Source organism: Phenylobacterium sp., assembly GCF_031412415.1.
Taxonomy (GTDB): Bacteria; Pseudomonadota; Alphaproteobacteria; order Caulobacterales; family Caulobacteraceae; genus Phenylobacterium.
The window spans coordinates 1-21,174 of the sequence record NZ_JANOCX010000314.1 but is presented as its reverse complement, the minus strand read 5'-3'; the positions used below and the strand labels follow the sequence as shown (position 1 = coordinate 21,174).

Genomic DNA, 21,174 nt, shown 5'->3' with positions numbered 1-21,174 from the left:
CCCCTGGACCCGCAATCCGGAGATCGCGGTGCTGGACGCCTGTCGCGAGCTGGGCACGGCCTTCGTGGCGTTCAGCCCCGTGGGACGCGGCTTCCTGGCCGGCGGGGTGAGCGACCCCAGCGCGCTCGCCGACGGCGACTTCCGCAAGGACATGCCGCGCTTCCAGGGCGAGGCCTTCGCCGCCAATCTCAAGCTCTATCAAGCGTTCGCGGCCCTGGCGGCCGAGGCCGGCTGCACCCCGGCCCAGCTCTGCCTCGCCTGGTTGAAGCAGAAGGATCCGATCATCGTCTCGATCCCCGGCACCACTTCGCCGGCTCACATGATCGAGAACGCCAAGGCTGACGCGGTTGTCCTGTCGCCTGAAACAATGGCCAAGCTCGAAGCCCTGGTGAACGACAAGACAGTCACCGGTCCACGCTATGCGCCGGCGATGCAGGCCTCGATCGACACCGAGGGTTAGGCGGCCTCGAGCGTTTCGGAAGCCGACTTGAGCGCCGCCCGCGCCAGATGAAAGGCGCGGTCGGCGACCTCGGCGGCCGGTAGATCGTGCAGGCCGCGGGGGCGCGGCAGCGTGACCTGAACGGTCACGCCGTCGTCGGTCAGGACCGAAACGCCGACCAAGGTCGGGCTCACGGTCACGGATGGCGGAAGCGAAAGGTCGTGCATGGCTGCGTCTCCATTCCCCTCAGTGCGCGGGGTTTGCGACCAGCCGCCTGCGATGTCCAGGCACGCTTTTATGACCGGCGGGGTAGGAACCGTTTAACGATCAGCTCCGCGCCTCGGCTCCGAACAACTCCTCGTGTTTGGCGCAGATCGCCGGCCAGAGGGCGGCGGCCTCGGGCGCGTCGAGGTCGAAATCGCGTTCCAAGACCGCCACGAATTCCTCGGCCGAGTTGAGCAGGATGGTCTGCTTGCCGTCAGGCCGTATGCGACGATGGGCGCGGCCCAGCAGGCTGACGATCCCGTCTGGCGTGTGTCGGAAGGCCAGGGCCGTCTGGACGAAGATCGAGTCGGGCGAGGTCGACAGCCACCGGCAGGTCGCGCTCAACTGCTCGGGTGAGGCCGGCGCCAGGGTGAAGTCGAAATAGGGGGCGCCGCCGTTCGCGTGGTTGTGGAACCGCAGCCACTCGCTATCGAGATCCTCAAGACGGAAGTCGTAGCCCTCGCAGCGGTGCGCTCCGATGGCGAGCGGGAACGGCTCCAGGATACCGTCCCCGAAGCCGACGTCGGCGATGTACGGCCGGTCCAGTTCCACCCGCAGTACAAGGTGGTTGCCAAGCGGACGGTCGCCGCGCTCGTCGCGTGATACCGACCCCGACATCCGGGTGACGGAGAAGCCGATATCCTGCAGCACCGCGCCCAACAGGCCGTTCATCTCGTAGCACCAGCCGCCGCGACGCCGGGTGACCAACTTGTCGAAGGCGTCCAGCGGATCGAGGCTCATGGGCCGGCCGAGCTGAACATCGAGATTCTCGTAGGGGATGGCCCGCAGGTGGCCGCGGTGCAGGGCGGTCAGGGTCTCCAGGTCCGGCCTGGCGGTCCCTGAAAAGCCGATGCGGTCGAAATAGGCCTGGATGTCCACGTCGCGCGTCCCCGATATTGCCCGCGAAACCTAGTGACGACCCCGTCCCTTCGCTAGCCGATTGAGCGCCTTATGCAGCCCCTCGCCACCGAACTGGCCTTCGAGGCCCTGGTCTCCATCGGCACGCCGCTGGACATGGGCCAGACAGCGACTGGCAAGCGGCGGGTCATCCCCATCACCGGTCGGACCTTCGAGGGGCCGAAGATATCGGGCGATGTCCTCGCCGGCGGCGCGGACTGGCAGACCGTGCGGGCCGATGGCTGCGCCGTGGTCGAGGCGATCTACGCGCTCGAGGCTTCGGACGGCGCGGTCATCGCCGTGCGCAATCTGGGCCTGGTCGCGCCGCTGGGGGGCGGAGCGCCCTATGTGCGCACGGCGCCCAGCTTCGATGCGCCCGCCGGACCGCACGACTGGCTCAATCGCAACATCTTCGTCGGGACCATCGGACGGGTCGAAGGCGGCGGCGCGGTGCGGATCACGGTCTATCGGGTGATCTAAACTCCTATTCGCCCGGCGGCTTGGCCGCGGCGGCGCCTGTGATCATCTCGACGATCTCGGGGCGGATGTTCTCGCTACCCTTCTCCATCATGTGCTGGACGATGCGCGCGCCGACGGCGGCCTGCATCTGACCGGTGAACTCCGCCTTGTTGGACTTCACCCAGTCCATGGAGGCCTGGCGATTGACGTTCAGGTCCTGGAAGCGCGGCGCCACATAGCGGGCGAACAGCTCGTAGGACTTCTTCGTCGCCGTCCAGTCGGCCCAGTTGTGAGCCATGAAGAGGAAGGCGCCGAAGCCTTTGCTCTCGTCCAGAAGCTGCTGGATCTTCGCCGCCGCGTCGTCCGGCGTGCCGATCACCGCCATGCCCGAATTGATCAGGGCCTCGACGGGGTTCTCCGCGTCGGCCGGCACGATCGGCAGGTTGGCGATCTCGCGGAAGTAGTAGATCCATTTCTCCAGGCCGAAGCGCACGTCCGCCATGGCCTGTTCGCGGGTCTCGGCGATGTGCATGGGACCGACCAGACGCCACGCGCGGCGGTCCATGGTCTGGCCGTGCTCCCTGGCCTGCTCCTCGGCGACGGCCCAGTTCGACGCCAGCGCGTTGAAACCGCCGGTCGAGGTGGCGCCCAGGGACAGCAGCCCGGCGCCATGCTTGCCCGCCGCCCGCGCCCCGGTGGGAGAGACTTGGCTGGCGACGGCGATCTCCACGCTGGGCCGCGAATAGGGGGTCATCTGCAAGCGCGCGTTCGCCAGTTCGAACCAGTCGGACTTGTGGGTGACGGTCTCGCCGCGCAGCAATGGGACCAGGACATCCAGCGCCTCATCCATCCGGTCGCGCTGCTTGGACGGGGGAATGCCCATCATGAAGGCGTCGGAGACCAAGGCGCCGGGACCCACCCCGAACATCACCCGGCCGCGGGTCATGTGGTCAAGCTGGTTGATCCGGTCGGCCAGCATAAGGGGGTGATGATAGGGCAGGGAGGAAACGCCGGTGCCCAGGCGGATATGCTTGGTGCGCTCGGCGGCGGCGGCGATGAAGACTTCGGGCGAGGCGATCAGCTCGTAGGCCGCTGAGTGATGCTCCCCGATCCAAGCCTCGTCGTAGCCGAGCTGATCCATCCACTGGACGAGCTCGAGATCGCGCTGGATGGCCAGCGTCGGGTTTTCTTCGATTGGATGGAACGGCGCGATGAAGGCGCCGAAGCGCAGCTTCTCTCCGAGCATGTAAGCCCTCCCTAGCGTGTTTTGGCCGACCTTAACGCCGATTACGCGAGGGACGCCTAGGGGAAAGCGTCAGGCGGCGGCCTCTTGAGCCGCCTCCAGGAAACGAAGCACGGAAAGCTCGAAGGCCCGGGGGGAGGCGCCGGGCTTGAGCGGCAGCACGCTGCGCTCGTAAGATTCCAGGACCAGGGGATGAATGTAGGATCCTCGGCAGACGGCGGCGGTGTTTCCGAGCAGTCCCGCCACCGCCTTCACCGTTCGGTTGACGTTGCGCTTGGCCTCGGCCGCGTCCGTGGCCGGGGGGTGGGCGATCAGACCGCGAGCCGCCGACAGGGTGCCGGCCCATGTGCGAAAGTCCTTGGCGGAGAAGTCCTCGCCCAGGGCTTCGCGGATGTAGGCGTTCACGTCCGCTGACTCGATGGCGTGCCGCTGACCGTCCTCGTCGACGTATTGGAACAGCCGCTGACCGGGCACATCCTGGCAGGCCTTGACCACGCTGGCGAGCCTTCGGTCCTGAAACCCGGTGGTATGGTTCTTGCCGCTCTTGCCCCGGAACTCGAACACCGCCCGGCCGCCGGAAATCTTGGCGTGGCGGTCGCGCAGGGTGGTCAGGCCGAAGCTCTTGTTGGTCTTGACGTACTCCTCGTTGCCCACTCGGATCAGGGTCAGCTCCATCACTCTGACGACGGCGGCCACGACCTTTTCATAGGGCAGGCCGCGCTTGGCCAGATCCGTCTCGACCTGGGCGCGCAGCCGGGGCAGGGCGCGGCCGAAAGCGATCAATCGGCTGTACTTTGCGACCTCTCGCGATTGGCGCCAGCGGTCGTGATAGCGGTACTGCTTGCGGCCCCGCTGGTCTCGCCCGGTGGCCTGGATGTGACCCCGGGCGGTGGGGCAGATCCAGACATCGGTCCAGGCGGGCGGGATGACCAAGGCGGCGATCCGCGCCAGGGTCTTGGAATCCTTCACGGGCCGACCGTCGGGATCGCGATAGGTCACGCCGCGTGTGGTCGAGACGCGGCTTAGACCAAGGTCTCCGTCGTTCACATAGGTGAGGCCGTCGTCGGCGAGGGACGGAGGATCGGCGGTGTCGCGGGCCATCACCCACCTTTGGAAAATCCGCGAGCCGTGGCACGAAGCGCCCCTCGCCGGCGCTCAACGTGAGCGCTGCGGCAGGGTTCCGAGCACAGATGAACTATCGCCACGCCTTCCATGCCGGGAACTTCGCCGACCTGGTCAAGCACGCCGCCCTGCTGAATCTGCTGGCGCGCATGCCCCGCCCGCTGAGCGTGATCGACACCCATGCCGGCCGAGGGCTCTACGACCTCTCGGGCGAGGAGGCGCAGCGTTCCGGCGAGGCGCAAGCCGGGATCGGACAACTGATGCAGGCGGGCGATCTGCCGGCCGAACTGCTGGCGTTGCGCGCGGCGGTGACGCGCCTGAATGGCGGCGGGCCCGCGCGGCTCTATCCCGGTTCGCCTCTGCTGATCGCCGGCGCCCTGGGCAAGGGGGACAGCTATGTCGCCTGCGAACTTCGGCCTGAGGAGCATTCCGCGCTCACCCAGGCCCTGACGCCCTGGCGGAACGCGCAGGCGATCTGCGCCGACGGCTATGCCGAGGCCGCGTCGCGTCTCGACCGTGAAGGCGAGGCGCTGGTGCTGATCGATCCGCCGTTCGAGAAGTCCGACGACTACCGTCGCTGTGTCGAAGCCCTGAAGGCGATCACGCGCCGCAGTCCTCGCGCCGTGGTGATGATATGGCTGCCGCTGAAGGACCTCGAGACCTTCGACAGTTTCGTGCGCGACGCCGAGGACGCAGGTGTCGGTCCGTTGCTGATCGCCGAGGCGCGCATGAGGCCCCTGCGCGATCCGATGAAGATGAACGGCTGCGCCCTGGTCCTGGCCCGCGCGCCCGACGGCATGGCGCAGACGCTGCAATCGATCTGCGATTGGACAGTGGGCGCCTTGGGACAAGGCGGCGCGGCGCGAATCTGGACCGCAGCATAAGCTTCATTTTGCGGTTGCGAAGGGTTCGGCTAGGATTTGCTGCATCGCACAAACCTTAGCCGTTTGGAGGCGTCCATGATCCCGTCGCAACCCCTTTCCGAGCCTGTCTCGGGCACGTCCTTCGATCCGAAGAGCGCCATCTATCTGCCGCTGGGCGCGGCATCGCCCTTCTGGTTTCTGTACGCCGGCGCCGCCTCTGCCGGCGTCGCCTATTGGTGGTTCAGCCGTTGGCGCGGCGCCACGAACGTCGAGGCGCTGTTCGGCCGGGCCGCGGTTCTCGCCCCCGTGGACGCCGCCGTCGAGGCGGTCGAAGATGTCGTAGCCGAGGTCGCTGAACCGATCCTCGAAGCCCAGGCTTCGATCTCGGAGCTGATCGCAGCGCCGGCGTCGGAGCCCGAGGCGACGAGTCCGGAGTCTATCACGGTCGCCGAACTGACGAACGAACTCGCGTCCGCGGTTGAAGCCGAGATCGAACCCGAGCCCTTGCTCGCGCAGGCGCCGGTGTTGGAAGCCGCCCCCGAACCCGTGGTCGAGACCGCGCCGGCCAAGTCCAAGGCCGGCCGCGCCGCGCGCGCTGTCATCGACGATCCCGCCTGACCTTGGCGGGTGGGCGCCAGCCGCGCTAAGGCTCTCCCGACACCCTCGGACGGTGGGAGAGCGTGTGGCCAAGCGGGCGTTCGACATCATTGCGGCCCTGGGCGGGCTGATTGTCCTGTCGCCGGTGCTGGCCGTCGTGGCGATCGCCGTACGGCTGGACAGCCCGGGCCCTGCTTTGCACTGGTCGCGGCGGGTGGGACGCGGCAACGCTCTCTTCGCCATGCCGAAGTTTCGCACCATGCGGACCGGCGCGCCTGATGTGGCCACCCACCTCTTGCCCGATCCCGAGCGATGGATCACGCCGCTGGGTCGGTTCCTACGCCGCACCAGTCTGGATGAGCTGCCCCAGCTCTGGAGCGTGCTGCGAGGCGACATGAGCCTGGTTGGACCTCGGCCGGCCCTGTTCAACCAGGACGATCTGGTGGCCCTGCGCACCGCAGCAGGAGTCGAGACTCTCCGGCCAGGTCTGACCGGCTGGGCGCAGATCAACGGTCGCGACAGCCTGCCCATCGCCGACAAGGCGCGCCTGGACGCCGACTACCTGGCGCGGCGCGGCTTCCTGCTGGACCTGAAGATCATCGCCCTGACGGCCTTGGCGGCGCTGTCGGGGCGGGGCGTGCGGCACTGAACCGGTAACCTAACCGAGGGTTCGCGCGTTCGGGGCGAGAACTCCGGAGCTGCAGATTGACCGACGACACGCCGCCGCCGCGCCAAAAGCTGTCCCGACGCCGCAAGGCGTTGATCTGGACGGGCGGAATCCTGGCCGTCCTGGTCGTCGCCACGGCCCTGTTCCTGATCCTCTTCGACTGGAACCACCTGCGCGGACCTATCTCGCGCTACGCTTCGATACGAACCGGCCGCGAGGTGGCGATCGAGGGCAATCTCGACGTGAAGCTGTGGTCCCTGCGCCCCAGCGCCACGGTCGAGCGCATAAGGATGGGCAATCCCACGTGGGCCGGGACTGGCGATATGGCCCGGATCGAGCGTCTACACGTTCAGATCGAAGCGCTGCCTTTGCTTTACGGCCGGCTGATCCTGCTGAAGCTGGAAGCCTCCAAGCCCAACCTCGTCCTGCTGCGCGACGCTCAGGGTCGCGCCAGTTGGGATTTCTCCAACGGGCGGAAGAGCGATCGGCCCATGCGGCTGCCGCCAATCCGCCGGTTCGTGGTCGAAGACGGCCAGGTGAGTTTCGACGACCGGAAGAAGAAGATCAGCCTCGACGCCAGCATCAGCGCGTCCGAGACCCGTGGCGCCAACAATCGCGGCTTCCTGGTGGCGGGCAAGGGTTCGATCAATGGCGCGCCGTTCCTGCTGAGCGTCCTCGGCGGACCCCTGCTGAACGTCAACCCCAGCAAGCCCTATCCCTTCGACGCCGACGTCCGCGCGGGGGCGACGCGGATACAGGCGAAGGGCGCGATCCCCAAGCCCTTCGATCTCGGCCAATTCGCGATGAACGTCACGGCCAGCGGCCCCGACCTCGCTGACATCTACGATTTGACCGGCGTGGCCCTGCCTAACACCCCGCCCTATCGGCTCTCGGGCCGGATGTCGCGGGAGGGCAAGGTCTGGAAGATCGCCCGGATCGGCGGGCGCGTCGGCGACAGCGATCTGGCTGGCGAACTTTCCGTGGACACCGGCCGCGTACGGCCGTTCCTGAAGGCCGACCTGCGTTCGAAAGTGCTCGACTTCGACGACATGGCCACGGTGTTCGGCGGGGCGCCGGCGGTGGGAAAGGGCGAGACGGCTTCGCCCGAGCAGGTCGCCATCGGCCGGCAGATGAAGGTCCAGCAGAAGCTGCTGCCCGACGCCACCCTGAAGGTCGACCGCATCCGCGCCATGGACGCCGACGTGAAATACAGCGCCACGAATGTGCGCGACGCCATGCTGCCCCTGCGCTCGGCGCGGGTTCATGTCCTCCTGGACGCAGGGCTGTTGCGCGCCGACCCGGTGACCTTCGATTTGCCGCAAGGCCGCATCGGCGGCGCCGTGAGGCTGGATGCGCGCAAGGCCGTTCCGATCACCAGCGTTGACCTTCGTCTCACCAACGCCAGGCTGGAACAGCTGATCCCCATCAAGACCGCGGGCACGCCCCTGACCGGCGCCTTCGTTGGTCGGATCAAGCTGACCGGCGCCGGCGCCTCGGTTCACCGCGCGGCGGCCAATGCCGACGGCGAGGTGCTGGCGGTGATCCCGGGCGGCGAAATCCGCGAAGCCTTCGCCGAGTTGCTAGGCGTCAATGTCACCAAGGGCCTGGGTCTGTTGCTCGCCAAGGACCAGAGTAAGGCGGCCGTGCGCTGCGCCGTCGCCCACTTCCAGGTCAAGGACGGGGTGATGACCGCCGATCGCATCGTGTTCGACACCGAGCCCGTGCTGGGGACCGGCAAAGGAGTTATCGACCTCGAGACCGAGCGGATGGATTTCCGGATCGAGGGGCGTCCGAAAGAGGCGCGGCTGGTGCGCATCACCGCGCCAATCACGATCAAGGGGCCCCTGACCGGTCCCAAGGTCGGCGTCGAAACCCGCGGGATCATCGCCCAGGGCGGAGTCGCGGCCCTGCTGGCGACAGTCGCCGCGCCGCTGGCCGTGATCCTGCCCTTCGTCGACCTCGGACTGGCCAAGGACGCCGCCTGCGGCGCCCTGATCGCCGAGGCCGGGCGCGAGGGTGTTCCGGTTAAAACCGGCGCCCGGCGCTAGGGTTCGATTGACGGCCTGAACGGGCTCGTCGCAAGCTGGCGCCACCCAGTTCAGCGGAGACCCCTACATGTCCGACAAGACCAGCGCCGTCAGTATCGCCCTCGTCCTGGCCCTGACCGCGGGAGGCGCGATCGCCGCGACGTCCGCCGAGAAGGCCATCGCCCTGCGGCAAGCCGGCTACAAGGAGGTCGGCAAGTCGTTCAAGACGATCAACGAGGAACTGAAGAAGGACGCGCCGGACACCAAGTTGATCGCCAAGGAAGCGCGGATGATGCACGGCCACTCTCTGTCGATCCCCAAGTGGTTCCCCAAGGGCTCGGGACCTGAATCGGGCCTCAAGACTAAGGCCAAGGCCGACATCTGGGCTGAACCCGCCAAGTTCTCAGACGCCACTAAGGCCTTCCAGACCGAGAGCCAGAAGCTCCGCGTGATCGCCGGCAAGGGCGACGTCGAGGCGATCAAGCTGCAGGTCAAGGCGACAGGCGCCTCCTGCGGCGGCTGCCACACCCCCTTCCGGGAAAAGTGATGGCCGAGGCGCCCGCGCCGCGCGTCGCCCTCTGGGACCTGCCGACGCGCCTCTTCCACTGGTCGCTGGTCGTGGCGATCCTGGTCGCCTGGTTCTCGGGCGGTGAGAACATGCAGATTCATGTGTGGTCGGGCTACGCCGTGCTGGGTTTGCTCGTGTTCCGGCTTTGGTGGGGCGTGTTCGGCGGCTCGACGGCGCGGTTCTCAAGCTTCGTGAAGGGTCCCGGCGCCACGCTCACCTATCTGAAGACGGCGGGGGATCGCGAGGCGAGCCATTCCGGCGGACATAACCCCGTCGGGGCCTGGAGCGTGGTGGCGATGATCGCGGTCATGCTGGCCGTGACGGTGACCGGGCTGTTCGCCAGCGATATCGACGGCTTGAACTCAGGGCCGATGTCTTACCTCGTCGACTTCGACCTGAGCCAGCGGTTCACCGAATGGCACGATCTGGTGTTCCGCGTGCTGCAGGCCTTGGTGGCCCTGCATCTGCTGGCGGTGGCCTATTACTGGCTCTGGAAGCGTCAGAACCTGATCGGCGCGATGATCACCGGCAAGAGCGCCTTCGCCATGGAGGCGTTCCGGCCAGCCAGGCTCTGGAGCCTGATCGTCGGGCTGGCCTTGGCGGTCGGTGTCGCCTGGTTGACCGCCAAGGGCTTCCGGCTCTAGCCGCCGTTCGCATGGTCGCGCAGGCAGCCTAGCCAGGCTTCCTCACGCGCCTTTTCGGCGTCGCGCAGTCGGGTCTCGGCCTCGCGGACGCCCTCGTCGTGCTTGCGCCATTCCAGCACCGCGCCGTCGCGGGCGGCGCGAGCGGCTTCCATGGTGGGGAAGCGGGCGAGGACGGCGCGGACGCTGTAGTTGACCGGTGGGCCCACGGTCTCCCGATCGGGGTAGAACCCCGTGATGGAGTCGGCGCTCTCGCTTTCGATGTGGAAGACGTCGGCCCAGCCTGCATGGTGGCGCATCAGGGCCCAGGGCCGTTCAATCCGGTCGCTCATCGATCGCTCCTAGAATCCGTGGCCGCAAGTTAGCGCGGTCGGCGGTGGTCTCCAACGCCGCAGACACCGGAATTCGCGAAGGCCCTAGGCGTCGGGCGACCGAAAGGCGACGACCTCGCCCTCCTGGTCGCGGCCCACCCCGATCCGGGGGCACGTCTCGCGCAGGACGCACAAGTCGCAGGCCGGGTCGAAGTGGGTGCAGATCGACTGGCCGTGCGCCTTCATCAGCCAATGCAACTCGAAGAACCGGTCGGCGTCCCAGTCAGCGGGCGCTTGTTCCATCAGGGCGTCGTAGGCCAGCTCGCGATCGTCGCCCCGCGCCGACAGGCCCAGCCGACGGCTGACCCGATGGACATGGGTGTCCACCGTCATGACCGCGCGCGCCAGGGTGCTGAAATTGAGCGTGGCCGCGGCGGCCTTGATCCCGACGCCGGGCAGGCGTGTCAGCCATTCCATGGCTTCGTGCAGCGGCTCGTCCCGCAGGAAATCGAGATTCAGTGCGCCCCGCTTCAGGATGATCACCCGGATCAGGATGGGCAGGCGTCGCGCTTTGTCGCCGGCTTGGGTGACCGGATCGATCACGGGCTCGATCTGGGACGGATCGGCCAGGGTCAAGGTCGCCCAGTTGGGGAAGGCCGCGCGAAGCCGAATGAAGGCCGCCCAGGCCACCTCGTCATAGGTGCGCCCGCTGATCACCGCCTTGATGAGCTGGGACACCGGATCCATCCGATGCGCCGCCCTCTGCGGCCCGAAAACCGCGCGGAGCCGGTCGCGGACGGCGGGCAGGTCGGAGGGGAGGGCGAGTCGGATTTGCATACCGTTCAAAAGAACAAATGCAGAACATTTGTCAAGCGCGCGGCTTGACCCTACCAAAGACGCCGGGCGGAACGGGAAGAGCCATCATGAAGCCGGCGTCGGTGTCTGACTATCGCGAGCTGGCGCGGCGGAGGCTGCCGAAGATGTTCTTCGAGTACATCGACGGCGGCAGCTACGCCGAGGTCACCCTGGGCCGCAACGTGGCCGACCTGGAAGCTATCGCCCTGCGCCAGCGCGTCATGCGCGACATGAGCCAGCTCGATATGAGCGTCGAGGTGTTCGGCCAGAAGATGACGCTGCCCGTGGGGCTGTCGCCGGTCGGGATGGCGGGTATGTACGGCCGGCGAGGGGAGGTGCAGGCGTCCAGGGCCGCGGCTTCTGTCGGCGTGCCCTTCTGCCTGTCGACGGTGGGGGTCTGTTCGGTGGAGGAGGTGGCGGCCGCGGGAACCCCGCCCTGGTTTCAGCTCTACATGCTGAAGGACCGCGGCTACATGGCCGAGCTGTTGGCGCGGGCCAAGGCGGCGGGCTGCACGGTGCTGGTCTTCACGGTCGATCTGCCGCTGCCGGGTTCGCGCTATCGCGACGTGCGCTCGGGATTCACCGGATCGAGCGGGCTGTCGGGGGCGCTCAACACAGCCTGGCAGGGTGTGACCCATCCGGAGTGGCTGTGGGACGTCTGGCTGCACGGTCGGCCCCATACCCTGGGCTGCGTGCAGAACGCGGTCACCGAGGGACGCAGCGTCACCGACTTCCTGAGCTGGATCGCCAAGAACTTCGACCGAACCGTCACCTGGGCCGATATCGACTGGGTGCGGAAGGCCTGGGACGGCCCGATCGTCATCAAGGGGGTGCTGGACCCCGACGACGCCCGCGAGGCGGTGAAGGCCGGCGCGCAAGGCTTGGTTGTCTCCAATCATGGCGGCCGTCAGCTCGATGGGGTGCGCTCCTCGATCTCGGCCCTGCCGGCGGTGGTCGACGCGGTGGGCGGCGACTTGGAGGTCTTCATGGACGGTGGCGTGCGTTCGGGGCTCGATGTCCTGAAGGCCTTGGCGCTGGGCGCTCGCGCCTGCTTCGTCGGGCGCCCGTGGGCCTATGCCTTGGGCGCCGGCGGCCAGCCGATGATCGAGAAGATGCTCGGGACCCTGCGCAGCGAGCTCGCGACGGCGATGATCCTCACCGGGTGCAACGTCGCGCGAAACGCCGACAAAACGCTACTAGACGTCGCACCTTAGAAAATCTTTTCAAATCCGCAGGTTCAGACCCATCGACAAGGGTTGATCTTGCCGTGTAGATGCGCGCCGAATTGGCGTTCGGAACGGCCGTGTTTGGCCGCGTCCGCGCACGCCTGCAGTGAAGAGTGAAGGGCCGCCGATGGGAGCTCCGGAACGACAAGGTCTGTACGACCCGCGCAATGAACACGATGCGTGCGGCGTGGGGTTTGTGGCCAATATCAAGGGCCGCAAATCGCACGAGGTCGTGGCCTGCGGTCTGGAAATCCTGGTCAATCTGGACCATCGCGGCGCCGTGGGCGCCGATCCGCTGGTGGGCGACGGCGCCGGGATTCTAATTCAGATTCCGGACGGCCTGCTGCGCGACTGGGCGGGCAAGGAAGGCGTCGATCTGCCGCCGCCGGGCGACTACGCCGTGGCCATGTGTTTCCTGCCGCGCGACGAGGCCGCGCGCGAGGTGGCGGTTCATCAGTTCGAGCACTTCCTGAAGGTCGAGGGCCAGACCTTCATCGCCTGGCGCGACGTCCCGGTGAACACGAAGGGTCTGGGCGAGGCGGTCCTGGCCGAGATGCCGGTGATCCGCCAGGCCATCGTCGGCCGCGGGCCCAACACCAAGGATCAGGATGCTTTCGAGCGGAAGCTGCTGACCGTCCGCAAGCAACTGCAGAACCCGCTGGCCGATCTGGCGGCGCAGAAGAACCTCCCAGGGCTGACCCAGCTCTACCTTCCGTCGTTCTCGACGCGGACGGTGGTCTATAAGGGTCTGTTGCTGGCCGACCAGGTGGGAACCTTCTACGAGGACCTGGCCAACCCGATCACGGAATCGGCCCTGGCCCTGGTCCACCAGCGGTTCTCGACCAACACCTTCCCGTCCTGGAAGCTGGCCCACCCCTACCGGTTCATCGCCCACAACGGCGAGATCAACACCGTTCGCGGCAACGTGAACTGGATGAACGCCCGCCGCCGCACGTTGGAAAGCGACCTGCTGGGGCCCGACCTCAACAAGATGTGGCCGCTGATCCCGCACGGTCAGTCCGACACGGCCTGTCTGGACAACGCCCTGGAGCTGCTGCTGGCCGGCGGCTATCCGCTGGCCCACGCGGTGATGATGCTGATCCCGGAGGCCTGGGCCGGCAATCCGCTGATGAACGCCGAGCGCAAGGCGTTCTACGAGTATCACGCCGCGCTGATGGAACCGTGGGATGGCCCCGCCGCCGTGGCCTTCACCGACGGTCGCCAGATTGGCGCGACCCTGGACCGCAACGGCCTGCGTCCCGCGCGTTTCGTCGTCACCGATCAGGACCATGTGATCATGGCCTCCGAAATCGGCGTCCTGACCGTTCCCGAGGAGCGGATCGTGCGCAAGTGGCGGCTGCAGCCGGGCAAGATGCTGCTGATCGACATGGAGGAAGGCCGGATCATCGAGGACGAGGAGATCAAGGCGACCCTCTCCCAGGCCGAGCCCTATGCCGAATGGCTGAGCCAGACCCAGTTCAAGCTGGAAGAGCTGCCCGAGATCGCCTTCAACGAGGCGCTGTCCAACGACCCTGCCCAGCTTCTCGATCGCCAGCAGGCCTTCGGCTACACCCAGGAGGACGTCCAGTTCTTCCTGGAGCCGATGGCCATGACCGGCGAGGACCCGATCGGCTCCATGGGCGCCGATACCCCCATCGCCGTGCTCTCCAAGCGTCCGAAGCTGCTCTACGAGTACTTCAAGCAGAACTTCGCCCAGGTCACCAATCCGCCCATCGACCCGATCCGCGAGGAACTGGTCATGAGCTTGGTTTCGATGATCGGGCCAAGGCCGAACCTGCTGGGCCGCCACGCCGGCACCCACAAGCGTTTGGAGGTCTCCCAGCCGATCCTCACCAATGAGGACTTATCGAAGATCCGCTCGATCAGCGAGCTGGTCGACGGCTCGTTCCGCACGGCCACCATCGACGCCACCTGGGCGACGGACGAGGGGGCGGCCGGCCTGGAGCGGGCTCTGGAGCGCGTCTGCCGCGAGGCAACCGACAACGTCCTGGCCGACAAGAACATCCTGATCCTCTCGGACCGCGAGGTATCTTCGGACCGCATCCCGATCCCGGCGGCGCTGGCCACCGCGGCCGTCCATCACCACCTGATCCGCCAGGGCCTGCGCATGCAGACCGGCCTGGTCATCGAGACCGGCGAAGCGCGCGAAGTCCACCATTTCTGCGTGCTGGCCGGCTATGGCGCCGAAGCCGTGAACCCGTACCTGGCCTTCGAGACCCTGGAGCAGATCCGGGTCTCCACCGGCTCGGCGCTCAGCGCCTATGAGGTTCGCAAGAACTACATCAAGGCGGTCGGCAAGGGCGTGTTGAAGGTGATGTCCAAGATGGGCATCTCCACCTACCAGTCCTATTGCGGGGCGCAGATCTTCGACGCGGTCGGCCTGTCGAGCCAGCTGATCGAGCACTACTTCACAGGAACCGCCACCACCATCGAGGGCGTCGGCCTGCACGAGATCGCCGAGGAGACGGTCCGCCGTCACCGCGACGCCTATGGTGACAACCCGATCTACGCGTCGATGCTCGACGTCGGCGGGACCTACGCCTTCCGCCTACGCGGCGAGGAGCACGCCTGGACGCCGGAGACCGTCAGCAAATTGCAGCACGCCGTGCGCGGCAATTTGCCGGATGAATACAAGGCTTTCGCGGCGGGGATTAATGAGCAGTCCGAGCGCCTGCTGACCATCCGCGGACTGATGCGCTTCAAGACCGGGACGCCCATCGCCCTGGAGGCGGTCGAGCCGGCCGCCGAGATCGTCAAGCGCTTCGCCACCGGGGCCATGAGCTTCGGCTCGATCAGCCGCGAGGCCCACACGACGCTGGCCATGGCCATGAACCGCATCGGCGGCCGGTCGAACACCGGCGAGGGCGGGGAGGAGGCGGACCGCTTCGTTCCGCTGCCGAACGGCGATTCCATGCGCTCGGCCATCAAGCAGGTGGCCTCGGGCCGGTTCGGCGTCACCGCCGAATACCTGGTCAACGCCGACGACATCCAGATCAAGATGGCCCAGGGCGCCAAGCCCGGCGAGGGCGGCCAGCTGCCCGGGCACAAGGTGGACAAGAACATCGCCCGGGTCCGGCACTCGACCCCGGGCGTGGGCCTGATCAGCCCGCCGCCGCACCATGACATCTATTCCATCGAGGACCTGGCCCAGCTCATCCACGACCTGAAGAACGTGAATTCCAAGGCCCGCATCTCGGTGAAGCTGGTCTCGGAAGTCGGCGTCGGAACCGTGGCCGCGGGCGTGGCCAAGGCGCGCGCCGACCACATCACCATCTCAGGCTTCGAGGGCGGCACCGGCGCCTCGCCCCTGACGTCGCTGACCCATGCGGGCTCTCCTTGGGAGATCGGCCTAGCCGAAACTCAGCAGACCCTGTTGTTGAACGGCCTGCGCACGCGCGTGGCGGTCCAGGCCGACGGCGGCCTTCGCACCGGGCGCGACGTGGCGGTCGCGGCCCTGCTGGGCGCCGACGAGTTCGGCTTCGCCACCGCCCCGCTGATCGCGGCCGGCTGCATCATGATGAGGAAGTGCCACCTCAACACCTGCCCGGTGGGCGTCGCGACCCAGGACCCAGTGCTGCGCGCCCGCTTCACCGGCCAGCCCGAGCACGTGATCAACTACTTCTTCTTCGTCGCCGAAGAGCTGCGCGAGATCATGGCGGAACTGGGCTTCGCGACGGTCAACGAGATGATCGGCCGCGTCGACCGCCTGGAGATGCGCCACGCGGTCGATCACTGGAAGGCCGGCGGCATTGACCTGTCCAAGCTGCTCTACGCTATCCCGTCGGAGAGCCCGACCGGCCTCTGGAACATCGATCGCCAGAACCACGGGCTGGAAAAGGCGCTGGACAACACCCTGATCGCCGACGCCAAGGCGGCGCTGGAGGAGGGCACGCCCTTCCTCGGCGAGTACGCCGTCAAGAACATCAACCGCACTGTCGGCGCCATGCTGTCGGGGGAGGTGGCGCGTCGCTACGGTCACGCGGGCCTGCCGGACGACACCATCACGCTGAAGTTCCGCGGCCAAGCGGGCCAGAGCTTCGGCGCCTTCGCCGCGCGCGGCGTCAGCCTGGAGCTGACCGGCGACGGTAATGACTATGTGGGCAAGGGCCTGTCCGGCGGCCGCGTCGTCGTGCGCCAACCGCCCGAGGCCAATCGCGACCCGACGCAGAATATCATCGTCGGCAACACCGTGCTGTACGGCGCCATCGCCGGAGAGGCCTACTTCCAGGGCGTGGCGGGCGAACGCTTCGCCGTGCGCAATTCAGGCGCCGTGGCGGTGGTGGAAGGCCTGGGCGACCACGGCTGCGAGTACATGACCGGCGGCGTGGTGGTGGTGCTGGGCGACACGGGACGGAACTTCGCCGCCGGGATGAGCGGCGGCGTGGCCTATGTCTACGATCCCGCCAAGCGCTTCGAGGCCCTGTGCAACAAGGCCATGGTCGACCTCGACGGCGTCAGCGTCAGCGGCGTCGGCCACGACGACGCTCCCAGCCAGAAGGCCGTGTCGGTCGAGAACAACGGCATGGGCAACATGCTGTCCTTCGACGCCGAGCGCCTGCGCATCCTGATCGAGCGCCACCTGCTTTACACGGGCTCGGCCCGCGCCCGCGAGATCCTGGACAGCTGGGACACCTCGCTGGGCGCCTTCGTCAAGGTCATGCCAAAGGACTATCGCCGCGCCCTGGTCGACATGGCCGCCGAACGCCAGGCGGCCGCGGCCGTCGCGGCCGAATAGCTTTCAAGTCGGGGAGTTAAGAGCATGGGCAAGCCCACCGGCTTTCTTGAGATCGAGCGCCAGGACCGCGTCTATGACGCGCCGTCCGATCGTTTGAAGACCTGGAAGGAATTCACCCAACCGCTGGCTCCGCCGGCCGTCGCGGGCCAGGCGGCGCGCTGCATGGATTGCGGGATTCCGTTCTGCCACACCGGCTGTCCGGTCAATAACCAGATCCCCGACTTCAACAATCTGGTCTATCGCGACCAATGGAAGGCGGCGCTGGAGAACCTTCAGTCGACCAACAACTTCCCGGAGTTCACCGGTCGGGTCTGCCCCGCGCCGTGCGAGGCCGCCTGCACGCTGAACATCGTCGACAGCCCCGTGACCATCAAGACCATCGAATGCCAGATCGTCGATCGCGGCTGGGATGAGGGTTGGATCAAGCCGCAGGGCTCGGAGCGCGGCACCGGCAAACGGGTCGCGGTGGTGGGTTCAGGTCCCGCAGGGCTGGCCTGCGCCCAGCAGCTGGCGCGCGCGGGTCATGCGCCGACGGTGTTCGAGAAGAGCGACCGCATTGGCGGACTGCTGCGCTACGGCATCCCGGACTTCAAGATGGAGAAGCATCTGATCGACCGCCGGGTCGCCCAGATGGAGCAGGAAGGCGTGATCTTCCGCACCAATTTCGAGGTCGGCGTCACCGTCTCGGTCCAACGCCTGCTGGACGATTACGACGTGCTGGTGATGGCCGGCGGGGCGGAAAACCCGCGCGACCTGGAAATCCCTGGCCGCGAGCTTCAAGGCGTCCACTACGCCATGGATTTCCTGACCCAGCAGAACAAGCGCAACGCCGGCGATGACGAACTGCGCGCCGCGCCCACCGGGGCGATCTCGGCCACCGGCAAGCATGTGATCGTGATCGGCGGCGGCGACACCGGTTCGGACTGCATCGGCACGTCCAACCGCCATGGCGCGGCCTCGGTCACCCAGCTTGAGATCATGCCGCAGCCGCCGGCGCGCGAGAACAAGTTCATGACCTGGCCGGACTGGCCGCTGAAGTTGCGCACCTCGTCCAGCCAGGAAGAGGGTTGCGAGCGCGACTTCGCCGTGGCCACCAAGCAGGTGCTGGGCTCCAACGGCAAGGTCGAGGCCATCGAGTGCGCCCGCATCGAGTGGGTGGCCGACGAGACCGGCCGCCAGACCCTGCGCGAGGTCGAGGGCAGCACCTTCAAGCTGCCCGCCGATCTGGTCCTGCTGGCCATGGGTTTCGTGGGCCCCCGCCACAACGCCTTTACTCAACAGGCCGGCGTCGAGCTGGACCCGCGCGGCAACGTCAAAGCCCCGGTCACCGACTACAAGACCTCGACGCCGAACATCTTTTCGTGCGGCGACATGCGCCGTGGCCAGTCCCTGGTGGTCTGGGCGATCCGCGAGGGCCGCCAGTGCGCCCAGGCGGTGGACGCGTACCTGATGGGCGTCAGCAAGCTGCCGCGTTGACGGTGATCGACGTTCGGTGAGCTTGGCCTTTCGGCGAGCCGACGGGCCAGGCTAAACCTTGGGCATGATCGCTCTTCGCACCGTGGCCGTCGCCGCCATCCTCGCCCTTGCTCCCGGCCTCGCCAGCGCGCAGGCCTCGCCCGAACCCATGACCGTCTACAAGGGCGCGACCCTGATCGACGGAACCGGCGCGCCGCCGAAGCCCGGCATGTCGATCCTCGTCGTCGGAGAACGGATCGAACGGGTCTGGAAGGACGGCGAGGTCGCCTTCAAGCTGCCGCCCCAGACCAGGGTGGTGGATGTGGCGGGGCAGTACGTCCTGCCGGGCCTGACCGACAGCCACCAGCACTTGGCGACCCCGCCCGCGCGGATCTGGGCCGAGGCCGAGCTGAAGCGGGACCTCTATAGCGGTGTCACCTCGATCCGCGACATGGCCGACGACATTCGCAACGTGTCGGACCTGTCGCGCGCCGCCCGCATCGGCGAGATCCCAGGGCCCGACATCTACTACGCCGCCCTGATGGCCGGCCCCTCGTTCTTCGAGGACCAGCGTGTGCATGCTGCCTCGCGAGGCGCCAAGGCCGGCGAGGTGGGCTGGATGCAGGCTGTCGGGCCGCAGACCGACCTGGCGCTGGCCGTGGCGCAGGCGCGCGGGCTGGGCGCTTCGGCCATCAAGGTCTATGCGAACCTGCCCGGCGAAACGGTGGCCAAGATCACCGCCGAGGCCCATCGCCAGGGCGTGCCCATCTGGGCCCACGCCGCGGTGTTCCCGGCCACCCCCGCCCAGGTGCTGGCGGCCGGCGTGGACGGGGTGAGCCACGTCTGCATGCTGGCCTATCAGGTGTCCGATCCGATCCCTGGCCAGTACCACAAGCGCGCCGCCGTCGAGGAAGGGCGGTTCGGCGCCGGCGTCCATCCGGAGATGGCCAAGCTCTACGCCAGGATGAAGGCCGACGGCGTGGTGCTGGACGCCACCGTGCGCATCTATGAGATGATGAAGGCCCGGCCGAGCAAGCCCTACTGCTCCACTGAGCTGGCGGCGAAACTGACGCGCGAGGCCCAGGCCGCCGGCGTGATCGTCTCGGCCGGAACCGACGGCGCCTCTGCCCCCGAGGCGACCTATCCCGCCTTGCACGAGGAACTGGAGCTGCTGGTCGACAAGGCGGGCTTCACGCCGATGCAGGCCATCGTCGCGGCCACCCGCAACGGGGCGCTGTCGGTGCGCAAGGATCCGGACTTCGGGACCATCGAGCCGGGCAAGCTCGCCAATCTGGTGTTCGTCGCCAAGGATCCGTCGGCCGACATCCGCAACCTGCGGACCGTCGTGACAACCGTGAAGCGGGGCGTGGTCTATGCCCGCGCCGACTACGATCCGAAGGCCGACCTGGCCGCGCGAAAGAGCCAGCCTTGAGGTTGGGCGCTCAGCCCATGAATCGTCCGGCCAGCCAGTAGGTGAGGGCCGCGATCGCCGCCGCCGCGGGGATGGTGATCACCCATGCGGTCACGATCCGCCGCGCGATGCCCCATCGCACCGCCGAGATCCGCCGCGCCGCGCCGACGCCGATGATGGCGCCGGTGATGGTGTGGGTGGTGGACACGGGGACCCCCAGACTGGTCGCTGCGAACAGAGTGATGGCGCCGCCAGTCTCAGCGCAGAACCCCTGCATCGGCGTCAGGCGGGTGATCCTCGAGCCCATGGTTTGAACGATCCGCCAGCCGCCGAACAGCGTCCCCAGCGCCATGGCCGCCTGACAGGAGAGCACCACCCACAGCGGCACGTGGAACTCGCCGCTGGCCGGGCCCATGCCGTGGGCGATCAGTAGGGCCGCGATGATGCCCATGGTCTTCTGGGCGTCGTTGCCCCCGTGACCGAGCGAATAGAGCGAGGCCGAGACGAACTGCATCTTGCGAAACACCCCATCGACCGCGAACGGGGTGAACCTGATGAAGGTCCAGGAGACGAGCAGGACCAGCAGCAGGGCCAGCAGGAAGCCCGTTCCGGGCGACAGCACGATGGCCGCCAAGGTCTTGTTGAGGCCGGCCCAGATCACCGCGTCGGTCCCGGCCTTGGCCAGGCCAGACCCAACCAGCCCCCCGATCAGGGCGTGGGACGACGACGACGGGATCGCGGCCCACCAGGTGAGCAGGTTCCAGACGATGGCGCCCATCAAGGCCGAGAATATCAGGCCATCGGTGATCAGGTTTGGATCGATGAGCCCGGCGCCCACGGTCTTGGCCACGTGCAGGCCGAAGAACAGGAAGGCGATGAAGTTGAAGAAGGCCGCCCAGGCCACCGCGGCGAAGGGCGGCAGGACGCGGGTGGCGACGATGGTGGCGATGGAATTGGACGCGTCGTGCAGGCCGTTCAGGAAGTCGAACGCCAGGGCCACGACGATCAGGAAGATCAGGAGCGGCGTGAAGCCGAGCAGGTCCACGTGGCGCGCCCTAGACCTGTTCGATCACGATGCCACCGATGCGGTTCGCCACATCCTCGAAGCGGTCCATCACCTTTTCCAGGTGGCTATAGATGTCGACCCCGATCACGAAGGCCATCGGATCATCGGTTCGGTGCGCCAGGAACAGCGCCTTGCGCCCGGCGTCGTAGATCGCGTCGGACCGGTCCTCGATCTGGGCGATGTGCTCTGTCAGTTCGTTCAGCCGAGTGACGTTGTGGCGCATCTTGTCCAGCAGGCCCACCGCCTCGCGGGTCAGCAGCGCGGCCTCGACGATCAAGTCGCCCATCTCGCGCATGGGGTCGGCGAA

Annotated in this window: 20 protein-coding genes; 12 read left to right on the top strand and 8 right to left on the bottom strand. The window is 67.4% G+C overall.

Annotation, left to right across the window (positions count from 1 at the left end; genetic code table 11):
* Window positions 1–460, top strand: a 460-nt coding sequence (locus RMO04_RS15440) for an aldo/keto reductase (protein WP_309645661.1), incomplete at its 5' end; no start/stop codon positions are given.
* On the opposite strand, the gene RMO04_RS15435 is transcribed toward RMO04_RS15440, so the two are convergent.
* Window positions 457–666 (bottom strand): hypothetical protein, encoded by a 210-nt coding sequence (locus tag RMO04_RS15435; protein WP_309645660.1) that lies wholly within the window; start codon window positions 664–666, stop codon window positions 457–459. The genes RMO04_RS15440 and RMO04_RS15435 overlap by 4 nt on opposite strands.
* Before the next feature lie 100 nt (window positions 667–766).
* Window positions 767–1,582, bottom strand: a complete 816-nt coding sequence (locus tag RMO04_RS15430; RefSeq protein ID WP_309645659.1) for an arylamine N-acetyltransferase — start codon at window positions 1,580–1,582, stop codon at window positions 767–769.
* Window positions 1,583–1,654: 72 nt separating this feature from the next.
* Between RMO04_RS15430 and RMO04_RS15425 the strand changes: the two genes are divergently transcribed.
* A complete protein-coding gene (locus RMO04_RS15425) occupies window positions 1,655–2,080 on the top strand; it encodes a DUF3237 family protein (protein WP_309645658.1) in 426 nt (141 codons plus the stop codon).
* A 4-nt stretch (window positions 2,081–2,084) separates the two neighbouring features.
* On the opposite strand, the gene RMO04_RS15420 is transcribed toward RMO04_RS15425, so the two are convergent.
* Complete coding sequence (locus RMO04_RS15420) at window positions 2,085–3,305, bottom strand: LLM class flavin-dependent oxidoreductase (RefSeq protein ID WP_309645657.1); 1,221 nt, start codon at window positions 3,303–3,305, stop codon at window positions 2,085–2,087.
* A gap of 69 nt (window positions 3,306–3,374) precedes the next feature.
* On the bottom strand, window positions 3,375–4,403 hold the full coding sequence (locus RMO04_RS15415; protein ID WP_309645656.1) for a DNA topoisomerase IB: 1,029 nt from the start codon (window positions 4,401–4,403) through the stop codon (window positions 3,375–3,377).
* Window positions 4,404–4,492: 89 nt separating this feature from the next.
* Between RMO04_RS15415 and rlmJ the strand changes: the two genes are divergently transcribed.
* The 6 genes from rlmJ (at window position 4,493) to RMO04_RS15385 (ending at window position 9,790) form a co-directional block, all read left to right on the top strand.
* The gene (gene rlmJ, locus RMO04_RS15410) at window positions 4,493–5,308 is read left to right on the top strand and encodes a 23S rRNA (adenine(2030)-N(6))-methyltransferase RlmJ (RefSeq protein WP_309645655.1); all 816 of its coding nucleotides are present in this window, start codon (window positions 4,493–4,495) and stop codon (window positions 5,306–5,308) included.
* A gap of 75 nt (window positions 5,309–5,383) precedes the next feature.
* Window positions 5,384–5,905 carry a hypothetical protein gene (locus tag RMO04_RS15405; protein WP_309645654.1) on the top strand — a complete coding sequence of 174 codons (522 nt, stop codon included), beginning with the start codon at window positions 5,384–5,386 and terminating at the stop codon, window positions 5,903–5,905.
* 64 nt (window positions 5,906–5,969) lie between these two features.
* Window positions 5,970–6,533, top strand: a complete 564-nt coding sequence (locus RMO04_RS15400) for a sugar transferase (RefSeq protein WP_309645653.1) — start codon at window positions 5,970–5,972, stop codon at window positions 6,531–6,533.
* A gap of 56 nt (window positions 6,534–6,589) precedes the next feature.
* Window positions 6,590–8,599: an AsmA family protein gene (locus RMO04_RS15395; protein WP_309645652.1), complete on the top strand. Its 2,010-nt coding sequence runs from the start codon at window positions 6,590–6,592 to the stop codon at window positions 8,597–8,599.
* A 67-nt stretch (window positions 8,600–8,666) separates the two neighbouring features.
* Entirely contained in the window at window positions 8,667–9,125 is a 459-nt protein-coding gene (locus tag RMO04_RS15390; RefSeq protein WP_309645651.1) for a cytochrome c, read from the top strand.
* Complete coding sequence (locus RMO04_RS15385) at window positions 9,125–9,790, top strand: cytochrome b/b6 domain-containing protein (protein ID WP_309645650.1); 666 nt, start codon at window positions 9,125–9,127, stop codon at window positions 9,788–9,790. The genes RMO04_RS15390 and RMO04_RS15385 overlap by 1 nt, the downstream gene beginning before the upstream one ends.
* Here RMO04_RS15385 and RMO04_RS15380 read toward each other — a convergent pair.
* Both RMO04_RS15380 and nth read right to left on the bottom strand, forming a co-directional pair.
* Complete coding sequence (locus tag RMO04_RS15380) at window positions 9,787–10,119, bottom strand: hypothetical protein (protein ID WP_309645649.1); 333 nt, start codon at window positions 10,117–10,119, stop codon at window positions 9,787–9,789. The genes RMO04_RS15385 and RMO04_RS15380 overlap by 4 nt on opposite strands.
* A gap of 84 nt (window positions 10,120–10,203) precedes the next feature.
* Entirely contained in the window at window positions 10,204–10,845 is a 642-nt protein-coding gene (nth, locus tag RMO04_RS15375; RefSeq protein WP_309645648.1) for an endonuclease III, read from the bottom strand.
* Window positions 10,846–11,021: 176 nt separating this feature from the next.
* On the opposite strand from nth, the gene RMO04_RS15370 reads away from it, so the two are divergent.
* The 4 genes from RMO04_RS15370 (at window position 11,022) to RMO04_RS15355 (ending at window position 19,822) form a co-directional block, all read left to right on the top strand.
* The gene (locus RMO04_RS15370; RefSeq protein WP_309645647.1) at window positions 11,022–12,167 is read left to right on the top strand and encodes an L-lactate dehydrogenase; all 1,146 of its coding nucleotides are present in this window, start codon (window positions 11,022–11,024) and stop codon (window positions 12,165–12,167) included.
* 139 nt (window positions 12,168–12,306) lie between these two features.
* Window positions 12,307–16,935, top strand: a complete 4,629-nt coding sequence (gene gltB / locus RMO04_RS15365; RefSeq protein ID WP_309645646.1) for a glutamate synthase large subunit — start codon at window positions 12,307–12,309, stop codon at window positions 16,933–16,935.
* Between the two features lie 24 nt (window positions 16,936–16,959).
* Window positions 16,960–18,411, top strand: coding sequence for a glutamate synthase subunit beta (locus tag RMO04_RS15360; protein ID WP_309645645.1), 1,452 nt, complete (start codon window positions 16,960–16,962; stop codon window positions 18,409–18,411).
* 64 nt (window positions 18,412–18,475) lie between these two features.
* Window positions 18,476–19,822 carry an amidohydrolase family protein gene (locus RMO04_RS15355; protein ID WP_309645644.1) on the top strand — a complete coding sequence of 449 codons (1,347 nt, stop codon included), beginning with the start codon at window positions 18,476–18,478 and terminating at the stop codon, window positions 19,820–19,822.
* A 10-nt stretch (window positions 19,823–19,832) separates the two neighbouring features.
* On the opposite strand, the gene RMO04_RS15350 is transcribed toward RMO04_RS15355, so the two are convergent.
* Both RMO04_RS15350 and RMO04_RS15345 read right to left on the bottom strand, forming a co-directional pair.
* Window positions 19,833–20,840, bottom strand: coding sequence for an anion permease (locus tag RMO04_RS15350; RefSeq protein ID WP_405041513.1), 1,008 nt, complete (start codon window positions 20,838–20,840; stop codon window positions 19,833–19,835).
* 16 nt (window positions 20,841–20,856) lie between these two features.
* Window positions 20,857–21,174 (bottom strand): DUF47 family protein (locus tag RMO04_RS15345; RefSeq protein WP_309645642.1); only part of this gene is annotated, 318 nt, incomplete at its 5' end.